This is a genomic window from Novosphingobium album (ex Liu et al. 2023) (assembly GCF_029076845.1).
Lineage (GTDB): Bacteria > Pseudomonadota > Alphaproteobacteria > Sphingomonadales > Sphingomonadaceae > Novosphingobium.
The window spans coordinates 14,531-29,487 of sequence record NZ_JARESE010000011.1 but is presented as its reverse complement, the minus strand read 5'-3'; the positions used below and the strand labels follow the sequence as shown (position 1 = coordinate 29,487).

The following is a 14,957-nucleotide window of genomic DNA, read 5'->3' as shown; positions in this document are numbered from 1 at the left end:
GACAACCGATCCTACCGGCCATCATAGTCGCCGCTCAACCGGCCATCGTAGTTGTCGCCGCGCACCAAGGTCCTGCCCAAGGACCACGAGGTGACCTGCCTCGTGCTCGAAGACACCGCCGAAGGCGCCATCGAGACCAGCCTCGCGGAGAACTTCCATCGCCTGGCGATGAATCCGGCCGATGAGGCCCAGGCCTTCGCATCGCTGATCGAGGCGGGCGCCTCGATCGAGGATGTGGCGCGCCGCTTCGGCCTGACAGTCCGTTTCGTCGAAGGTCGCCTGCGACTCGCCAAGCTCGCGCCGGTCGTGTTCGAGGCGCTGGCTTCGGGCGAAATCACGCTCGATCTCGCCAAGGCATACGGCGCCACTTCGGACCAGGCGATCCAGGCCCGGGTCTTCGAACAGGTCTCGACCGGCTACTATGCCCCCAACCCGGACTCGATCCGCCGCATGGTGCTCTCGGGCACGGTCCGTGGCAGCGACCCCCGTGCCCGGCTCGTTGGACGCGATGCCTATATCGCTGCCGGTGGCCTGATCGAGCGCGAGCTGTTCGATGACGAGGACAGCGAAGCCTGGGCCGATGTCGCGTTGCTGGAGACCCTCGCCGCGGCGAAGATGGAGGAACAGGCCAAGGTCCTTGCCGAAGAGCAGGGCCTCGCGTGGGTCAAACCGACGCTCGATCCCTACGCCAGTCATGACCTCGTCGAGGGCCTGGTACGGCTTCCGGCCGAACCTGCGCCACTCACCGAAGCCGAACTCGCCCGGCTCGATGAACTCGACACTTCCTATGACGAACATGCCGCGATCCTTGAAGATGAGGACAGTGCCGAGGAAGCCGTGGCCGCGGCCGAAGCGGCAATCGAGGCGATCGAACGCGAGTGTCAGGATATCCGCGCTCGTCCGCCGGTGATCGCGGCCGAGCTCAAATCTGAGGCTGGGATGATCCTCGTACTGTCGCGCGATGGCACGCCGGTGCTCCAGCCGGTGTTCTACGGCGAACGAGAGGTCGACGGCGGAAACGATGACGCGGTCGAAATCGTGTCGGGCGAAGCCGGGGAGGGCAAGCGCCGCGCGGCGCTGTCGAAGCGCCTTGTCGATGAACTCGCGATGCAGCGCCGAGACGTCCTTGCGCTCCATGTCGCGTCCGATCCCGGTCTCGCGCTCGACCTGATGGTCTTCACGCTCGCCGACGCCGACACGCTCGACTACCGGGCGCGTTCGGCAACGACACTGCGGGGCGGCACACCTGCCGGCCCGATCATCGGGTTTGAGGCAAAGGATGCTGCGGCAAGCGCCTCGCTCGCCGAGTTCAAGTCAGGCCTCGACGAGAACTGGCGTGGCGGCGCGGACGTGTCGGAGCGTTTCGACCGCTTCCGGGCGCTTTCTGACGAAGCCCGTGCCGCCTGGCTCGGTCACGTCGTCGGCCGCACCTTGGAAGCAAGCCTCAACATGGCCGGCGAGCGCAGGATCGACTTCCACGATCACCTGGCCACGCTCATCGGCATCGACATGGCCGCCTGGTGGCGCCCGACCGCGGCGAACTACTTCGACCGGGTGTCGAAGGCGGTGATCCTCGATGCGCTGGCTGCGGTCGGTGGTCCGGACCTGTCGAGCCGTTTCGCCTCGGTCAAGAAGGGTGATCTCGCGATGAGCGCCGAGCGTGTCTTCGCTGGGACCTACATCACCGAAGTCGAGGTCCGCGAACGCGCGCTCGCTTGGGTGCCCGAGGTCATGCGCTTTGCTGGCGCCGCGCTCGTCGAGGTCGAAGCGGACGATGCGCAGATCCCCGAGTCCACCGGCGAAGCCGTCGCGAGCGCCGAAGGCGCCAACGACGACAATCAGCCCCCCCGCGAGCTGGCTGCCTGACTTCCTCCTGACAGGCAGGCCACTCGCCCCTCCGAAGCGGTCCCTTGGCTTTGCCCAAGGGGCCGCTTCCTTTTTGGGAAGAGAGCGGAGGGAGCTCGATGCTGGGCGGAACTGACCGGCGAACCTGCCGGCAGGCCACATCAGGAGAGCCCTCATGGCCTATCGCAAACCCTCGCCCGGCGGATTGTCTCCAGCGACCCGCATCACCCAGGAGATCATCGCGCGGCTTGAAGCCGGGACCAAGCCGTGGGTGCAGCCCTGGCGCGGCGTGCCCGTGTCGCGGCCCTTGCGCGCTTGCGGCATTCCCTATCGCGGCATGAACGTATTCTGGCTGTGGATGGTCGCCGACATGTGCGGCTACGCCTCGCCTTACTGGATGACCTACAACCAGGCCAAAAACCTCGGCGCCCAGGTCCGCAAGGGTGAGAAGTCGACCATCGCCATTTTCTACAAGAGCTACACCAAGGAGGTCGAAGCGCCCGATACCGGCGAGAAGAGCGACGAGGCGCGCCGGGTTCTGAAGGCTTATCCGGTGTTCAACGCCGACCAGGTCGAGGGTTTGCCCGAGCGGTTTCATCCAATCGTCTCGCTCGATCTGGTCGAGCCCGAAGGGCGCGAGGCTGAGCTCGATGCCTTCTTTGCCGCGATCCCCGTCAATCTGCGCCATCAGGGCTGCGAGGCCTACTACGAACCGAACCCTGACCGTGTGACCATGCCGCCCGCCAGCCTGTTCTCCGGCTTCGACCACTACTACGCGACGCTCGCGCACGAGCTGTCGCACTGGACCGGGCATTCCAGTCGCCTGGCGCGCGATCTCAAGAATCGCTTCGGCACGGCAGCCTATGCCGCCGAGGAACTGGTCGCCGAACTCTCAAGTGCGATGCTCGGGGCCGAACTCGGTCTGCCGGTGACTCATCTCGACAGTCACGCGAGCTACATCGAGCATTGGCTGAAGCTCCTACGCGAAGACGACCGCGCCATGCTCACCGCGGCGGCCAAGGCTGAGGAAGCCTCAAGCCTGCTGCTGAGGCTCGGAGGGCGAACGATCCCAGATGCCGCCGAAGAACCCGGAGACGTCGCACTCGCAGCCTGACGGAGGACACCATGGGCCGATCGGTCAGCTATCCCAGCGGCGCCATCGTCACGTTCACCCTGCTTGAGGTCGATGACGATGGTGACTGGGACTTCGAATATGAGTGGCTGCGCGCGGACCTCAGCGAGCGCGCTGCTGCAGCCTTTCCGTCGCTTGCAGCACACGATGGCTGGCGTGGCCGCGAGGACCGGATCCTCAGGCGCAATGCGTTCGCCGACTTCGGGGTCTCGGTCTACGGCGGCCTCGTCGCCGTCTGGGTCGTTGAGCGCGATGACGGGGCCTATTGGGACGCTGAATGGCGCACCGCACGGAGCCCCCGGGCGCAGCAATGGCTCCGCCAAATCACGCCTCGCTTCGACGCGCTGTTCGGGGACTACGATTGCTTCGGACATATGTCGAACGGGGAGGGCGTTTACCGCAAGCGCGGCGCCTGAAACCGAGCCGATAGAGCCTGTATCTGCATAGCGCCTCGTGATCCTGGCGGGACGGCGCAGCTCATGGCTTGCACCATGCGAGAGAGGCCCTGGGCCAGCCGGCGGCGCCCGCGCAACCCGGCTTGGCCAAGCCCGTGTTGACCGGTCCCTGCGGGACACGGCCTGCCCGCGCCAGCCTGTCCAAGCGGGTTCCCCTTCGGTGCGCGGGTCCGCCCAAAGCTGGCCCTGACGGGCTCTCGCTGGCGCAGCCAAGAGCGGCCTGCGTCAGCCTCACGCCAGTCAGGAGGACACGCCCATGCATACCAGTTTTACCGACCAGCTCGCCGGTCTCGATCTCGCCGGTTTTTCGATCGGTCCCGCCCCGGTTTCGAGCAGTGATTTTCCGGTTCGCGAAGCCGTCGTTCAGACGCTCGAAGCGGTCTGGTCCGATCTCTTCGCGCTCGTTTCCGGGACCGCGCTCGAGGCCGACGCCGAGGATCTTGGCTGGGCCTTCGTCAACCTGTTCCACCGCTCCGCGACGCGCAAATCGACCGCACTCGACCGCGCCACCGACGAAGTTCGGGCGCTTGTCGCAACCGCCGATGGCTCCGAAATCCACACCCACGAACTCGAAACCCAGGTCGAGCGTGCGCAATGCGCCGAAGCCGCCATGCTGGCGCTCGAAGAGATGCGGGAGATCGCGGCAAGCCTGTATCTCAACGAGTTCGGTTCGTCCTGGAAGCCGGTGTCGAGTTCGCGCTTCAACCATGGCGCGATGCTGACCTCGGCGCTGGTCGAGGGGCGTGATTTCCTGCGCGCCCGGGCCGAGGCCAAGCGCCGCGCGGCGATGCCCGAGGGCACGCCGGTTGTTTTTGCCGGCGGACGCACGCGGCATCCGAGCGAGGCCGATGCGCTCACCTTCGCCAACAACGTCTGGGCGACACTCGACAAGGTTCGTGACCGTGTTCCTGACATGGTGTTGATCCATGGCGGTGACACCAAGGGCGTCGATCGCCTGGCGTCGAGCTGGGCTGAGCGCCGCAACATACCCCAGGTGACCTTCTCGCTCGACATGCGGCTTGGCGCCCGTGCGGGTTTCAAGCGCAATGAGCGCATGCTTTCGCTCGATCCGAGGTACGTTGTCGCCTTTCCGGGCAATGGCGTCCTCGAACGCCTGGTCATCGAAGCCAAGACGCGCCGCATCACCGTCGTCGATCGCCGCGGTCCGCTCGGCACGAGCCCCAAGTCGGGAGCCCATTCGCCCGATTGAAGGCCGGTTGGCCTTCGCGCCAGCGCCCGGCGGCGCTGGCGTAGATGTTGAAGAGGGGAGGTGAGCCCTTGTGCCGATGGATCATGCGGACGGCCGCACGACCGTACAGCACAGGAGGTTTTCATGATCAGCCCCAGCATGGTGCTTGCCGAATTTACCGAGCAGCAGGCTGCCAATCGCGCCCGCGTCACCAGCGAAATCGATCGCCTCAAGCGCGCGGTGATCGCACCGCTGCGTCACCTTGGCATTGTCTCGGTGGAAGTCGCTTTCGACGGATGCGGGGACAGCGGTGCTATCGAGGACATGGCTTGTCGGGACGCCAGCGACACGGCGGTCGACCTACCTGAAGAGTTCTCGGTTTGCGTCGCGGAAGACGGGGCCGTACCGGTTCAGACGACTCTCAAGCAAGCGCTCGAGGACCTCGCCTATGCCGCGCTTGAACTTCATTACCCGGGTTGGGAAATCAACGACGGCGCGGGGGGCGCGCTTGAGATCGATGTGACGGCCGAGACATTCATGCTCGACTGCAAGCTGCGCTACACGGCGTACGACGACCACTACACCGAACTGTGAAGGAGGCCGTCATGGCTCATTGCTATTACCATGCTCTGTCCTCGGTCCGGAAATGGGGCGGCGCGGTTGAAGACTACCTCGCGCTTCACCAGTGGTTCGATCAGTCCAAGGCCATCTTCGCCGATCCCCGGCACCGTGCGCTGCGACACCACGCCGAGGGCATTTTCATGCTCGAAACCCTCTTCGGGGCAACGATCGTCAATACCGCCGGCCGGGTCGTTCCGGTGCGTCTAGTTGGCGAGCAGCACGTGCGGGAAGACCTGGGTTCGATCCCTTCCTTTGCTGACTGGGCTCGGCTCATCACCCCTCAGGCCTGGATGCTGCGCGGGCAGCGACTGGACGAACCGGATCCGGTGATTGGCGAAGATTTCGCCGATGACGGTGCGGTTCCGTCAGGCAGTCCGATCAAGGCGAGGCGATCGGTCCGCGTCGAAATATGAGCTCCCGCTGGGGGTGGAACGGGCCGCTTCGGCTTTGGCCACGCCGGAATAAACAAGGGCTGGGTCAGTTTCCCATCAAGGTTTCCGGGACCAATCCGGCTCTGGGGCAAACCTGTCCTGAAGCAGCCCCGTCGAGACGCGCAACCCGGATCAGGTCCGGCCGAGTTGCCGGGCTGCGCCCGGCTGCCCGCACCACCCGAACCATATCCGGGTTTCCCTTCGGTGCGCTTCGCCGTGGGCCGCTTCTTCGTCGGGTTTGCAGCCGGGATGGACCCGGAGTGCTCGATCAGGAGAAGACCCATGACCAATCTCGTTATCCTCGTTGGCCGCATCGCCCGCGACCCCGAAGCCCGCACCACTCAGGGTGGAACCAGCATCACGTCGATCTCGGTGGTGACCGATCGGCCCGCACGCAAGGACGGCGAGACCTACAAGGACGAGAACGGCTACACCGTCAAGGACAGCGAATTCCACCGCGTCACCTGCTTCAACGGGCTCGGCCAGAACGTCGCCAAATACTGCACCAAGGGCCAGCTGGTGACGATCGAGGGCCGCATCCACTACACGCAGTGGGAGGACCAGAGCGGCACCAAGCGCTACGGCTGCGAGATCATCGCCGACAAGGTCGACTTCCTCACCAAGGGCGGCCGCCCAAATGGCAACGACGGCAGCAACGAAGGGGCGCCCGACATCGACGAGGACTGATCGTCATGTTTAACGACAAGGCCCCGGTGGCACACGCCATCGGGGCCTTATTTTGTGCTTGCCGGCGTTGGCGGCGGCGCGGGGCATCGAGCCCGCGCGCCGCCGCGGGTGACCGACTACTTCGCCGCCAGGCGCTTGAGGGTTTCATCGATGCCGAGCGCCATCGACGCCTGAACGACCCGCTTGAGCTCAGCCGGTTCGATCGTCTCGGCGCCGCATTCAACGAGCAACTTGCCGAGTTCGGTTGCGGCTTCATCGCGAAGCCGGACCTCCTGCGCGTCGAGTTCGAGACGCTGTTCGCGCAGCTTCTTGAGTGCATCCCGAGCACTCGGTTTGGACCTGGCCATCAGTGTTCCTTTCGGTGGCCGTGGGTCCCCTCCAGCGCCGATAATGTCAGGCGGCCAGGATGTAGGAAATCGGTTTCTGCGCGACACATGCGCCTGGTCGGAGAGGTTGGAGAGGTCTCTCTCGCAGAAGTCCGATCGTGATGTAGGCTTTGGGGCCGCGTCAAGGACGACGGGGCCCCACCATTTTCCCGGGCAAGCCCGAAAAAATCGTGACCCCCATCGCCGCTTCGCGGCCGCGCGTGCCGCGCGGTCCCTGACACGGCCCGTCGCCCACATCCTTGGCATGCCTGATGCGACGCATCGAACATCAGGAGGTTTAGACATGTACGTTTCGATGAACATTGCCGACGGTGGTTTCCAGGCCGATCAGGTGGCCTTCGTTGCAGCACTGGATCAGGCCCATGCCCGGTCCTTCCACAGCTACTTCACGCAGTACGTCCTGACCGACGACGAGGCGGGCTACATCGCGGTCGACGAGGGCGATTACGGCGCACTTCCGGCCGGGATGCTGGACCGGGTCATTGACACCGTACCGAGCAAGTTGAGTGACGAAGCTTGAGCACATTCGAAAGGAGGAAGTCCGCACCGGGCTTCCTCCTTTTCCTATGCTCGGCGACCTGATCGCGGCGCCAGCTCGTGGTCAGACCGTCTGGTCCTCACGGTCCATCGCCTCGAGTCTCTCAGGCATCTCGAGCATCTTGATCGCCGCCGCCGAGATCGCCTCGGCTATCGTCGGGTAGGTCTCTGCCGAGTTGATCGAGACGCAGCCGTCATAGCTGACGGTCGCCTGGAACCCGTTACCCTTGGGCGTCGCGGACAAGGTCACACTGGCCATTGTCGCTCTCCATGTCGGTGGAAATTCTCCGCGATCATAGCCCGAATTTGGCATTCCGCCCAGCGTCGATCCCGACCGATCCCACGTGGTAGGATGACGCTTCCGCCCTGCCGGGAAGTCATTCCCGGGCTCGATGGACAGGTCGGATCAGCTTGCTGGTCCCTACTCCGAAAACAGGGGGCAGGGGCGCGCCTTACGCCGCCATGCGGCAGAAAGATATTGTTAAGCAATAGGTTACGCGAAGTTGTTCCTCTATAAAGAGGAGCAAGTCAATGCAAGCAAATGGCTATCTGCTACCAGCGAATGAAGCCCCGAATCATCGTTCAGCCCGATCCGGTGAAGGGCGCGGGAGTGGTGAAAAGGCAAAGCCGTCCAACCGGGTTCGGCTCAACGGCAACATCGCCCGCCGCAATCCGGGCAAGCGCATTCGGGAATATTGGGACATCGATCTGCCGGGCCTTGGCCTGCGCGTAAATCGCGGCGGCAGGCGGACATGGTTCGTGCTGTTCCGCCAGCGCGGTAAGCTGCGGCGGGTGTCGCTGGGAACCTCCCGCGACATCTCTCCCGCCACGGCCCGACGCCTAGCGCGGGCGAAGCTGGCCGAGGTCGCGCTTGATGGCTTGCCGACGCGCAAGAAGGCTCGCGCAGCACAGAAGACCGATGCGCCCTTGCTGCGGGACTATGCCGAACGCTTCTGGGCTGACTATGCGCGACACTGGAAGCCTTCAACCCGCAAGCGCAATGAGAGCGCCATCTTCAAAGAAATTCTCGGCGCGTTCGGTGACCGGCGGATCGACGATCTGGCGAAGGGCGATATCCTGTTCTGGCGCGACAGCTTTGTCGAACGCCCCGGCATGTTCAATCGCACCTTGCCGGTGTTCTCCGCGATGATGGGATACGCCGAACGCCTCGGCCTGCGACTGCGCGGCTCCAATCCCTGCAAGGGGACGCCGCGTTACAAACGCAAGCCGATGGAGCGGTTTCTCGCTAGCCATGAATATGCACGGCTTGCCACGGCATTGCGGGATTACGAGGCGGAGCAGCCGCTCTATGTCGCAGCGATCCGCCTGCTGATCTTCACTGGCGCGCGTTGCGGCGAGATCGAGCAACTACGCTGGGAATGTGTGCAGGAACCGCGCCTTATGTTGCCCGACAGCAAGACCGGCGCGAAGATTGTCTATCTCAACCGGCAGGCCGCCGACGTGATTGCAACCCTGCCAGACAGAAAACCAACCGGCCTGCTGTTTCCCTCATTCCGCAATTCCGACAAGCCGATCACGCTCGGCATTCACTGGTCGAAAATCCGCAAACGCGCGGCCTTGCCGGATGTGCGTCTGCATGACCTGCGCCACAGCTTTGCTTCGGTCGCGATCCGCGACAACATTTCACTGATGGTGATCGGCAAGCTGTTGGGCCACGCGCTGGCAGAAACGACGACCAGATATGCGCACTTGTCCGACGAGATCGTCGCCGATGCCGCCGAGCGCGTATCCGGCTCCATCGCGCGCCTGATTGGAGTGGGGCAATGAATGCGCTGACCCTGCGGGGGATCGTCGCCGAGGAACTGGGCAATCTTCGGCTCCATGTTGTCGGCAAGTGCGGTGGCCTGGGTGAACTGCGCAAGACGTGCTGGACGCGCGAGCTACCCGGCTTTGGCACCCGGCATTATGTCAGCGGGCGCAAGGTCTACATCGTCCAGGCACGCATGGAAGGGCGCACCCGCACCGTGACGATCGGCAACGCCAAAGTGCTGAGCCGTGCGCAGGCGATGGACGTGGCGCGCTGTGTTCTGCTCCGTGCCCAGACAGGCGAGAATCCGGCGGAGGAGCGTAAGCGGCTGCGTAAGGTTCCGTCCTACCGCGACTTCCTGAAGACGTACTGGGACCGCGTTTCGCCGAGATGGAAGCCATCCACGCTCTACACCCATCGCTACTACAAACGGAAATATCTCGACCGGGCTTTCGAAGGCCTGTTCCTCGACGAGATCGAGGAACGCCATGTGCAGGAATGGTTCAACCGGGTCACCAACACCGGTGGCCCTGGCGCGGCCAACCGTTGCTGCGAAATCCTGCGCGCCATGTTCAACAAGGCCGAGCAATGGGGAGTGCGGCCCGAAGGCTCGAACCCTTGCCTCTACATCCGCAAGAACAAGGGGCGGAAGTGTGAGCGCTTCCTGTCCGATCAGGAGTTCAAACGAATCGGGGAAGTGCTCGACCGGCACCGCAAAACCTTCCCACTGCATTGCGCAGCGATCAGCCTGCTGATCCTTACCGGCTGCCGCAAGTCGGAGATCACCTGTCTCCAATGGAGCGAGGTGCGGGGAAGGCGCTTGCTGCTGACCGACAGCAAGACCGGTCCGCGCACGGTCTGGCTGGCCGAGGCGGCTGCGACCATTCTCCACGCTCTGCCACGCCGGGAGAAGCAGCGCTATGTGTTCTGGAACCCGGCTACCCAACGCCTGATCACCGACATCGGCAACTTGTGGAGCAGGTTGCGAGACGAGGCGGGGCTTCCCGGCGTTCGGATCCATGATCTCCCGCACAGCTTTGCCAGCCATGCCGCCGCCCATTCGGAAACTCTGCCGATGATCGGCAAGTTGCTTGGCCATGCCGATGTGCGCACGACCACCCGCTATGCCCATCTTGACGATGGCCACGTCATCGAGGCAGCCTGGCGGATCGGCGACCTGATCGAGCGCAACATCAACGGCTCATATTCATTGAGCCGTAACACTAAGTATGATAGTGGGCCGTTGCTGCATGACTGAGAACCCGCGCATCCGCATCTACGCCAACCGCTGGTTTGCTAAGTTCGCGGCTAAGGAAAAGATCAGCGATGCTACGCTTGCTGATGCCGTGCATCGGGCCGAGACCGGCCTGATCGATGCCGATCTTGGCAGCGGCCTCATCAAGCAGCGCATCGCGCGCCAGGGCGGCGGCAAATCGGGTGGCTATCGCTCAATCCTGATCTTCCGCTCGGGCGAGCGGGCCATATTCGTGTTTGCCTTCGCCAAGAGCGACAAGGCCAACCTGGGTGCGGCGGAACTGAAGGTCTATCGCAAGGCCGCCAGCATCATGCTGGAGCTGGGCGAAGATCAGATCGAAACGGAAGTTGACGCAGGCCGATTGGTCGAGGTGAAAGACGATGAGCAAGGCTAAGGCAAAGACCTACAAGAGTGAGGCGATGGCCGCCGTCCACGAGATGATGGAAGGCCTCCACGACGCGGGCAGCATCGACAAGCGCACCATGCGCGAGTTCGACGAGGCGTGCCTTGCGCCTGCGCCAATCCTCTCGCCGGACGAGATCAAAGCTATCCGCGAAGCAGAGCATGTCTCGCAACCGGTCTTCGCGCGCTATCTCAACGTGTCGAAGAACCTAGTGTCGGACTGGGAGCGGGGCGCGAAGAAGCCGGGAGGTCCGGCGTTGCGGCTACTGTCCATCATCCAGCGCAGTGGGCTGGGTGCGGTAGCTTGAATTGCGATACCCTGCGAAGAATAAGATCTGCCGCTAGTGAGAGTGCGGTAATGATCTGCACCGTCATGGCAGCTTAACACCATATGTTTCGAAGCTTGTCCGTATATCTGGATCGATCGATAGGGCTGCGCGAAGATCGGCTTCGGATTTCGCTCGATCGCCCTTACGCGCCCAAGCGACGGCTCGGCCAAATAGAGACGTTGGCAAATTTGGACTTTTAGCGAGTGCCCGGTCGTAGTCAGATATGGCACCATCAAGCCGACCTAACCGAAGCAAAACCAAGCCGCGACTGTCAAGATATCCGGCCACGTCGGGCGCCTTTGTAAGCGCCGCTTCACAATCAGCAAGCGCCGATTCGAGCGCCACTCCGGCAGTCGCCTTCGCCCAGCACATATTGTTGAAGATCACTGCCTCGGTCGCCCTCCCTCTGGCTCGCTGGAAGTCAGCGTCAGCGTGCGCTGCATCACCCGAACGAGCAAAGGCGATGCCGCGCCCCAAAAGAAGTGCAAGGTCGTCTGGAGACTTCTGAAGTGCAGCGGAATAGGTCGAGATAGCTCCAGTTAGGTCTCCGTTTTCCGCCTGCAAGTTGGCCTTTTGCGAAATGGCTTCGCTGAAATTTGGATCAAGCTTCAGCGCGGCATCGAGGTCCGCCCGGCGGCCTGCCAGATCGGTCTTCGGTCTACGGAGGCTACGGTTCAGGTAGATGTATGCCTCAGGCTTCAGCGCTATTGCCTTGTCGTATGCCCGCATCGCTTCAGCGTCCTGATGAAAGGCACTGTAGATGTTTGCGGCGACGACGTGAGCGTAGTTATTGTCTGGATTGGCAGCTGTGACGGCCTTGGCCTCAGCAAGCGCTTCGGCCTCTCTGCCTTGCCCACGGAAAAGATTCGCTCGCAAGAGATAGAGGTCAATCCATCCGGGTTGCTGCTTGATCGCCGCAGCCGCATCACGAAGGGCAGCCTCGTCATCACCCGCCGCACGCGCTGCTTCGGCCCGATGACCCAGCGCAAAGCCGTTGTCCGGCTCAAGCTGCAACGCCGAAGTGTACGCTGCTATCGCGTCCTGCCATGCGCCCTTTTGCTGCGACATCAGCCCACGGGCACGATACACCACGGCATTCTTCGGATTGATTTTGGCCGCGGCATCGAGGTCGGTAGCTGCTGCAGCGAAGTCCCGCTTCCAAACCCGTGCGATACCCCGATTTGCAAGCAGCCATTCACTGGATGGGTCTAGGGAGTGCGCTTTGTCAAAGTCGGCTATGGCCTTGTCGTATTCCTGCTGGTTCAGGAGGAAGTTGCCCCTGGCGATGTAGGCGTCTGGGTCGTCGGGCCTCTTCTCGACAATTGATGTCAGATCAGCGAGCGCACTTTGCGTATCCCCGAGGCTGGTATATGCTGCTGCCCGATGCTCGATCGCATAGCGATTGTCAGGTTCCTGCTCCAAAGCTCTTGTGTAAGCCTCCACGGCGTCTTGCGGGCGACGTTCGACATCGGCAAGCATTCCCCGGCCAATGCCGTTCTGAACGAACGCCGGGTCGATCGCCTCGGCCTTAGCGAGATCGCTTCTTGCTCCTGCGAGGTCCCCGACCTGCACCCGAGTGATTCCGCGGTTTGCCCAAGCGTAGACGTTGTTCGGGTCGAGCTCGACTGCCTTGTCATAGTCTAGAAGAGCTTCCTTCCTCATTCCCCGATTGATGAAAACCTTGGCGCGGCTGACGTATCCTGACGATGTTGTCGGCACGTCGGCTTGGATTGCCGAAATATCGCTGCCGGAGTATTTGTACCCCGCTGGCATTCGGACCGATGCAGGTCGATCGTCGAGCATCCGTAGCGCCGCTTGATGCGCGGAAGCTTCCTTGGCGGGAAACTCTGCGACGACGCTACGTTCGGTCTTCTCGATGGTGAACACGCCACCCGCAATACTCGCGTGGCGACGATACTCGATTCCGCCTGCGGTTTCGTCGACCTCCATCCCCGTTCCGATCTTGAACTCGCCGGCCCCCTTCGGAAGCACGATCGTCTCGCGAGTGCGCGTGAAGTAGGGATAAGGGACGGCAAAAGGGGCGTCCTTGTCTACACCCGGATCACGGCCGAAATCGGCCCTATAGCCGACGTTCGTTCCGTCCGTCTGGTAGTTGCCATTCGCCCAATCCAGCTTCGCCTCGCCTGTCATCGACAGACGGAGTTCGCCTGCCTTTTGATCGAAGCTGGCGCTTGCCGTTTTCACATCGATGAAATCGTACTGGTCTTTCCAATAATCCTTCAACGCGCGGTCGCGCGCTTCCCCAACGAGGTTTGCCAGTGCTGCGTTGGCGCCGATCGCCTCATCACCACGCATGATGGTCTCGACGGTAGTTGGAGCGGGAGCCGAGATCCCTTTGCTCGCGTCTATCCGAATGGAAACATCCTGCGTCGGTGTCGCGAGAGGCGTCGGCACCATGCGAACAAGCGCGGCGTCTTTAGCGAGAAGGGGAAGACCCCAACCGAAATTGGGAATGGTCAGCCTGTCGAGGCTGGTATCGCCCGTTCTCGTTCCGTCCAGCCAGTAAGTGTTTCCCGCCACGGATGCTCGGACCAGCACATGATTGAACAGCCCCACCATGGGCAAACGCGCGTCTAGGCCGTCGCCGAAGGTCGTGCTGACCGCAACGGGTTCCGCCTCGATTCCCATGGCGTGAAGGAGTGCAAGGAGAAGGGCTGTCTTGCCCTTGCAGTCGCCATACCGGCGCGACCACGTCGTCTCGGCGTCGGCGGGAACGTAGCCGCCCGCTCCCATCGCCAGCGCGACGTAACGCACCCTGTCCTGGACTAGTGCGAGCGCTGCCTCGGTGCGGACCCTGGGGTCGGGCGAGAGGCTCTGTATGCGCTCGAGCTCCGACTGTAACGGACCCTGCACCGGGATCGTGGCAGCTTTTTCATAGAGTGGTGCCATAAGCGCACCCAGATCGGCCCAAGCGGCATAATCGGTCACCTCAACGAGGCGCCCAATGCGGTAACGAGGCGGCGCTCCCTTCGGCGGAACGATTGGCTCCACATTGTCGAGCGAGAGCTCGACAGTGGAGGTGTTGCCTGTCTTCGTTGCCTTAAGCTCGGGCAGGGAGGCGGTCTGGCGGACGCGTACCGGAAGGTTGGTCGGCCACTGAATTCGTAGATGTGCCCGTCCGATCGGAAAGCCGTTCCAGACCCCGGCGATCTGCTCGACGTGACCCCTAAGAGTTGGGTCGCTCGACGACACTGACATGGCGATCTCCAAGGTGTCGCCTACCTGCAAACCTTCGGGCTGAATATTAGCTGTGAGGACGCCATCTAGGGTCGCACTTTCCAGGTTCTGCTCTCGTCTAAGAACCGTGAACGTTTGGCCCGATTTGAGCACGTCAATGGTTTGGTCACCGCGGCGGATCAGAAGTTTGTGGACAGTCAGAACGTCGGTGTCGGGGCGCCACGGTAGCGAAATGTTTCCTGCGGCTAGTCCTTGTGGAGTCTGAATCTTTAGCGTTGTTTCGGAATAGACTGTCTGCTGTCCGCGTTCCAACGCGACTTGCTGGTCGGATAGCAGAATACGAACCGGCGCTTCGTCCGCCTTCGCGGGCGCCGGTGGCGGAGTAACAGGCTTCACCCAGACAGGCGCTGGGCCGAACACCGGCTTATCGGCAGCGTACGCTACACTCGTGAGCGCACTCGTGGCGACGAGCGCAGCGAGAAGAACTTTCATATACCTACGGCCCCTTTTCGGAGCCACTGTAGTGACGAATCGCCAGAAGACCAGACGGTCAGGAGAACGTAGATTTAGCTGCGAAGCGCGTCACGAGATTATCTCAAACCAGAACGCAAAATCTTCACACAGATCGACTCGGTAAGCTTGCCATTTGATACAAAAGAAGCGGCTTTGAGGAAGTTCGCCTTTGACAAAGCCTATCCCTCAAACGCCGGATAGGCTACAAA

15 protein-coding genes are annotated in these 14,957 nt (G+C 62.6%); 12 read left to right on the top strand and 3 right to left on the bottom strand.

From position 1 onward, the window contains the following. Positions 1 to 51: 51 nt before the first annotated feature. The 7 genes from PYV00_RS04455 to PYV00_RS04425 all read left to right on the top strand — a co-directional run bounded on the left by PYV00_RS04455 (position 52) and on the right by PYV00_RS04425 (position 6,360). Complete coding sequence (locus tag PYV00_RS04455) at positions 52 to 1,866, top strand: ParB/RepB/Spo0J family partition protein (protein WP_275227058.1); 1,815 nt, start codon at positions 52 to 54, stop codon at positions 1,864 to 1,866. 154 nt (positions 1,867 to 2,020) lie between these two features. After that, a complete protein-coding gene (locus tag PYV00_RS04450) occupies positions 2,021 to 2,959 on the top strand; it encodes an ArdC family protein (protein WP_275227057.1) in 939 nt (312 codons plus the stop codon). Between the two features lie 11 nt (positions 2,960 to 2,970). Continuing rightward, positions 2,971 to 3,393 carry a hypothetical protein gene (locus PYV00_RS04445; protein WP_275227056.1) on the top strand — a complete coding sequence of 141 codons (423 nt, stop codon included), beginning with the start codon at positions 2,971 to 2,973 and terminating at the stop codon, positions 3,391 to 3,393. A 295-nt stretch (positions 3,394 to 3,688) separates the two neighbouring features. Then, positions 3,689 to 4,642 carry a DUF2493 domain-containing protein gene (locus tag PYV00_RS04440; RefSeq protein WP_275227055.1) on the top strand — a complete coding sequence of 318 codons (954 nt, stop codon included), beginning with the start codon at positions 3,689 to 3,691 and terminating at the stop codon, positions 4,640 to 4,642. A gap of 123 nt (positions 4,643 to 4,765) precedes the next feature. After that, on the top strand, positions 4,766 to 5,215 hold the full coding sequence (locus PYV00_RS04435) for a DUF6878 family protein (RefSeq protein WP_275227054.1): 450 nt from the start codon (positions 4,766 to 4,768) through the stop codon (positions 5,213 to 5,215). Positions 5,216 to 5,226: 11 nt separating this feature from the next. Then, the gene (locus tag PYV00_RS04430; RefSeq protein ID WP_275227053.1) at positions 5,227 to 5,655 is read left to right on the top strand and encodes a DUF6915 family protein; all 429 of its coding nucleotides are present in this window, start codon (positions 5,227 to 5,229) and stop codon (positions 5,653 to 5,655) included. A 300-nt stretch (positions 5,656 to 5,955) separates the two neighbouring features. Further along, positions 5,956 to 6,360, top strand: a complete 405-nt coding sequence (locus tag PYV00_RS04425) for a single-stranded DNA-binding protein (RefSeq protein WP_275227052.1) — start codon at positions 5,956 to 5,958, stop codon at positions 6,358 to 6,360. Between the two features lie 116 nt (positions 6,361 to 6,476). Here the strand turns inward: PYV00_RS04425 and PYV00_RS04420 are convergent, their stop codons facing one another. Continuing rightward, positions 6,477 to 6,707, bottom strand: a complete 231-nt coding sequence (locus PYV00_RS04420; protein WP_275227051.1) for a DUF6437 family protein — start codon at positions 6,705 to 6,707, stop codon at positions 6,477 to 6,479. 322 nt (positions 6,708 to 7,029) lie between these two features. Here PYV00_RS04420 and PYV00_RS04415 point away from each other — a divergent pair, with 322 nt between their 5' ends. Continuing rightward, positions 7,030 to 7,266: a hypothetical protein gene (locus PYV00_RS04415; RefSeq protein WP_275227050.1), complete on the top strand. Its 237-nt coding sequence runs from the start codon at positions 7,030 to 7,032 to the stop codon at positions 7,264 to 7,266. Positions 7,267 to 7,347: 81 nt separating this feature from the next. Here PYV00_RS04415 and PYV00_RS04410 read toward each other — a convergent pair whose 3' ends face one another. Further along, the gene (locus PYV00_RS04410) at positions 7,348 to 7,542 is read right to left on the bottom strand and encodes a hypothetical protein (protein ID WP_275227049.1); all 195 of its coding nucleotides are present in this window, start codon (positions 7,540 to 7,542) and stop codon (positions 7,348 to 7,350) included. A 272-nt stretch (positions 7,543 to 7,814) separates the two neighbouring features. On the opposite strand from PYV00_RS04410, the gene PYV00_RS04405 reads away from it, so the two are divergent. From PYV00_RS04405 to PYV00_RS04390, 4 genes are read left to right on the top strand one after another with little or no spacing between them, the layout of a single operon-like run. Next, a complete protein-coding gene (locus PYV00_RS04405; protein ID WP_275227048.1) occupies positions 7,815 to 9,071 on the top strand; it encodes a tyrosine-type recombinase/integrase in 1,257 nt (418 codons plus the stop codon). Further along, a complete protein-coding gene (locus PYV00_RS04400; protein ID WP_275227047.1) occupies positions 9,068 to 10,309 on the top strand; it encodes a tyrosine-type recombinase/integrase in 1,242 nt (413 codons plus the stop codon). Before PYV00_RS04405 ends, PYV00_RS04400 begins: the two co-directional genes overlap by 4 nt. Beyond that, on the top strand, positions 10,302 to 10,700 hold the full coding sequence (locus PYV00_RS04395; RefSeq protein ID WP_275227046.1) for a type II toxin-antitoxin system RelE/ParE family toxin: 399 nt from the start codon (positions 10,302 to 10,304) through the stop codon (positions 10,698 to 10,700). Before PYV00_RS04400 ends, PYV00_RS04395 begins: the two co-directional genes overlap by 8 nt. Then, the gene (locus PYV00_RS04390; RefSeq protein WP_275227045.1) at positions 10,687 to 11,016 is read left to right on the top strand and encodes a helix-turn-helix domain-containing protein; all 330 of its coding nucleotides are present in this window, start codon (positions 10,687 to 10,689) and stop codon (positions 11,014 to 11,016) included. The genes PYV00_RS04395 and PYV00_RS04390 overlap by 14 nt, the downstream gene beginning before the upstream one ends. A gap of 63 nt (positions 11,017 to 11,079) precedes the next feature. On the opposite strand, the gene PYV00_RS04385 is transcribed toward PYV00_RS04390, so the two are convergent. Next, positions 11,080 to 14,631 carry a tetratricopeptide repeat protein gene (locus PYV00_RS04385; protein WP_275227044.1) on the bottom strand — a complete coding sequence of 1,184 codons (3,552 nt, stop codon included), beginning with the start codon at positions 14,629 to 14,631 and terminating at the stop codon, positions 11,080 to 11,082. Positions 14,632 to 14,957 lie beyond the last annotated feature (326 nt).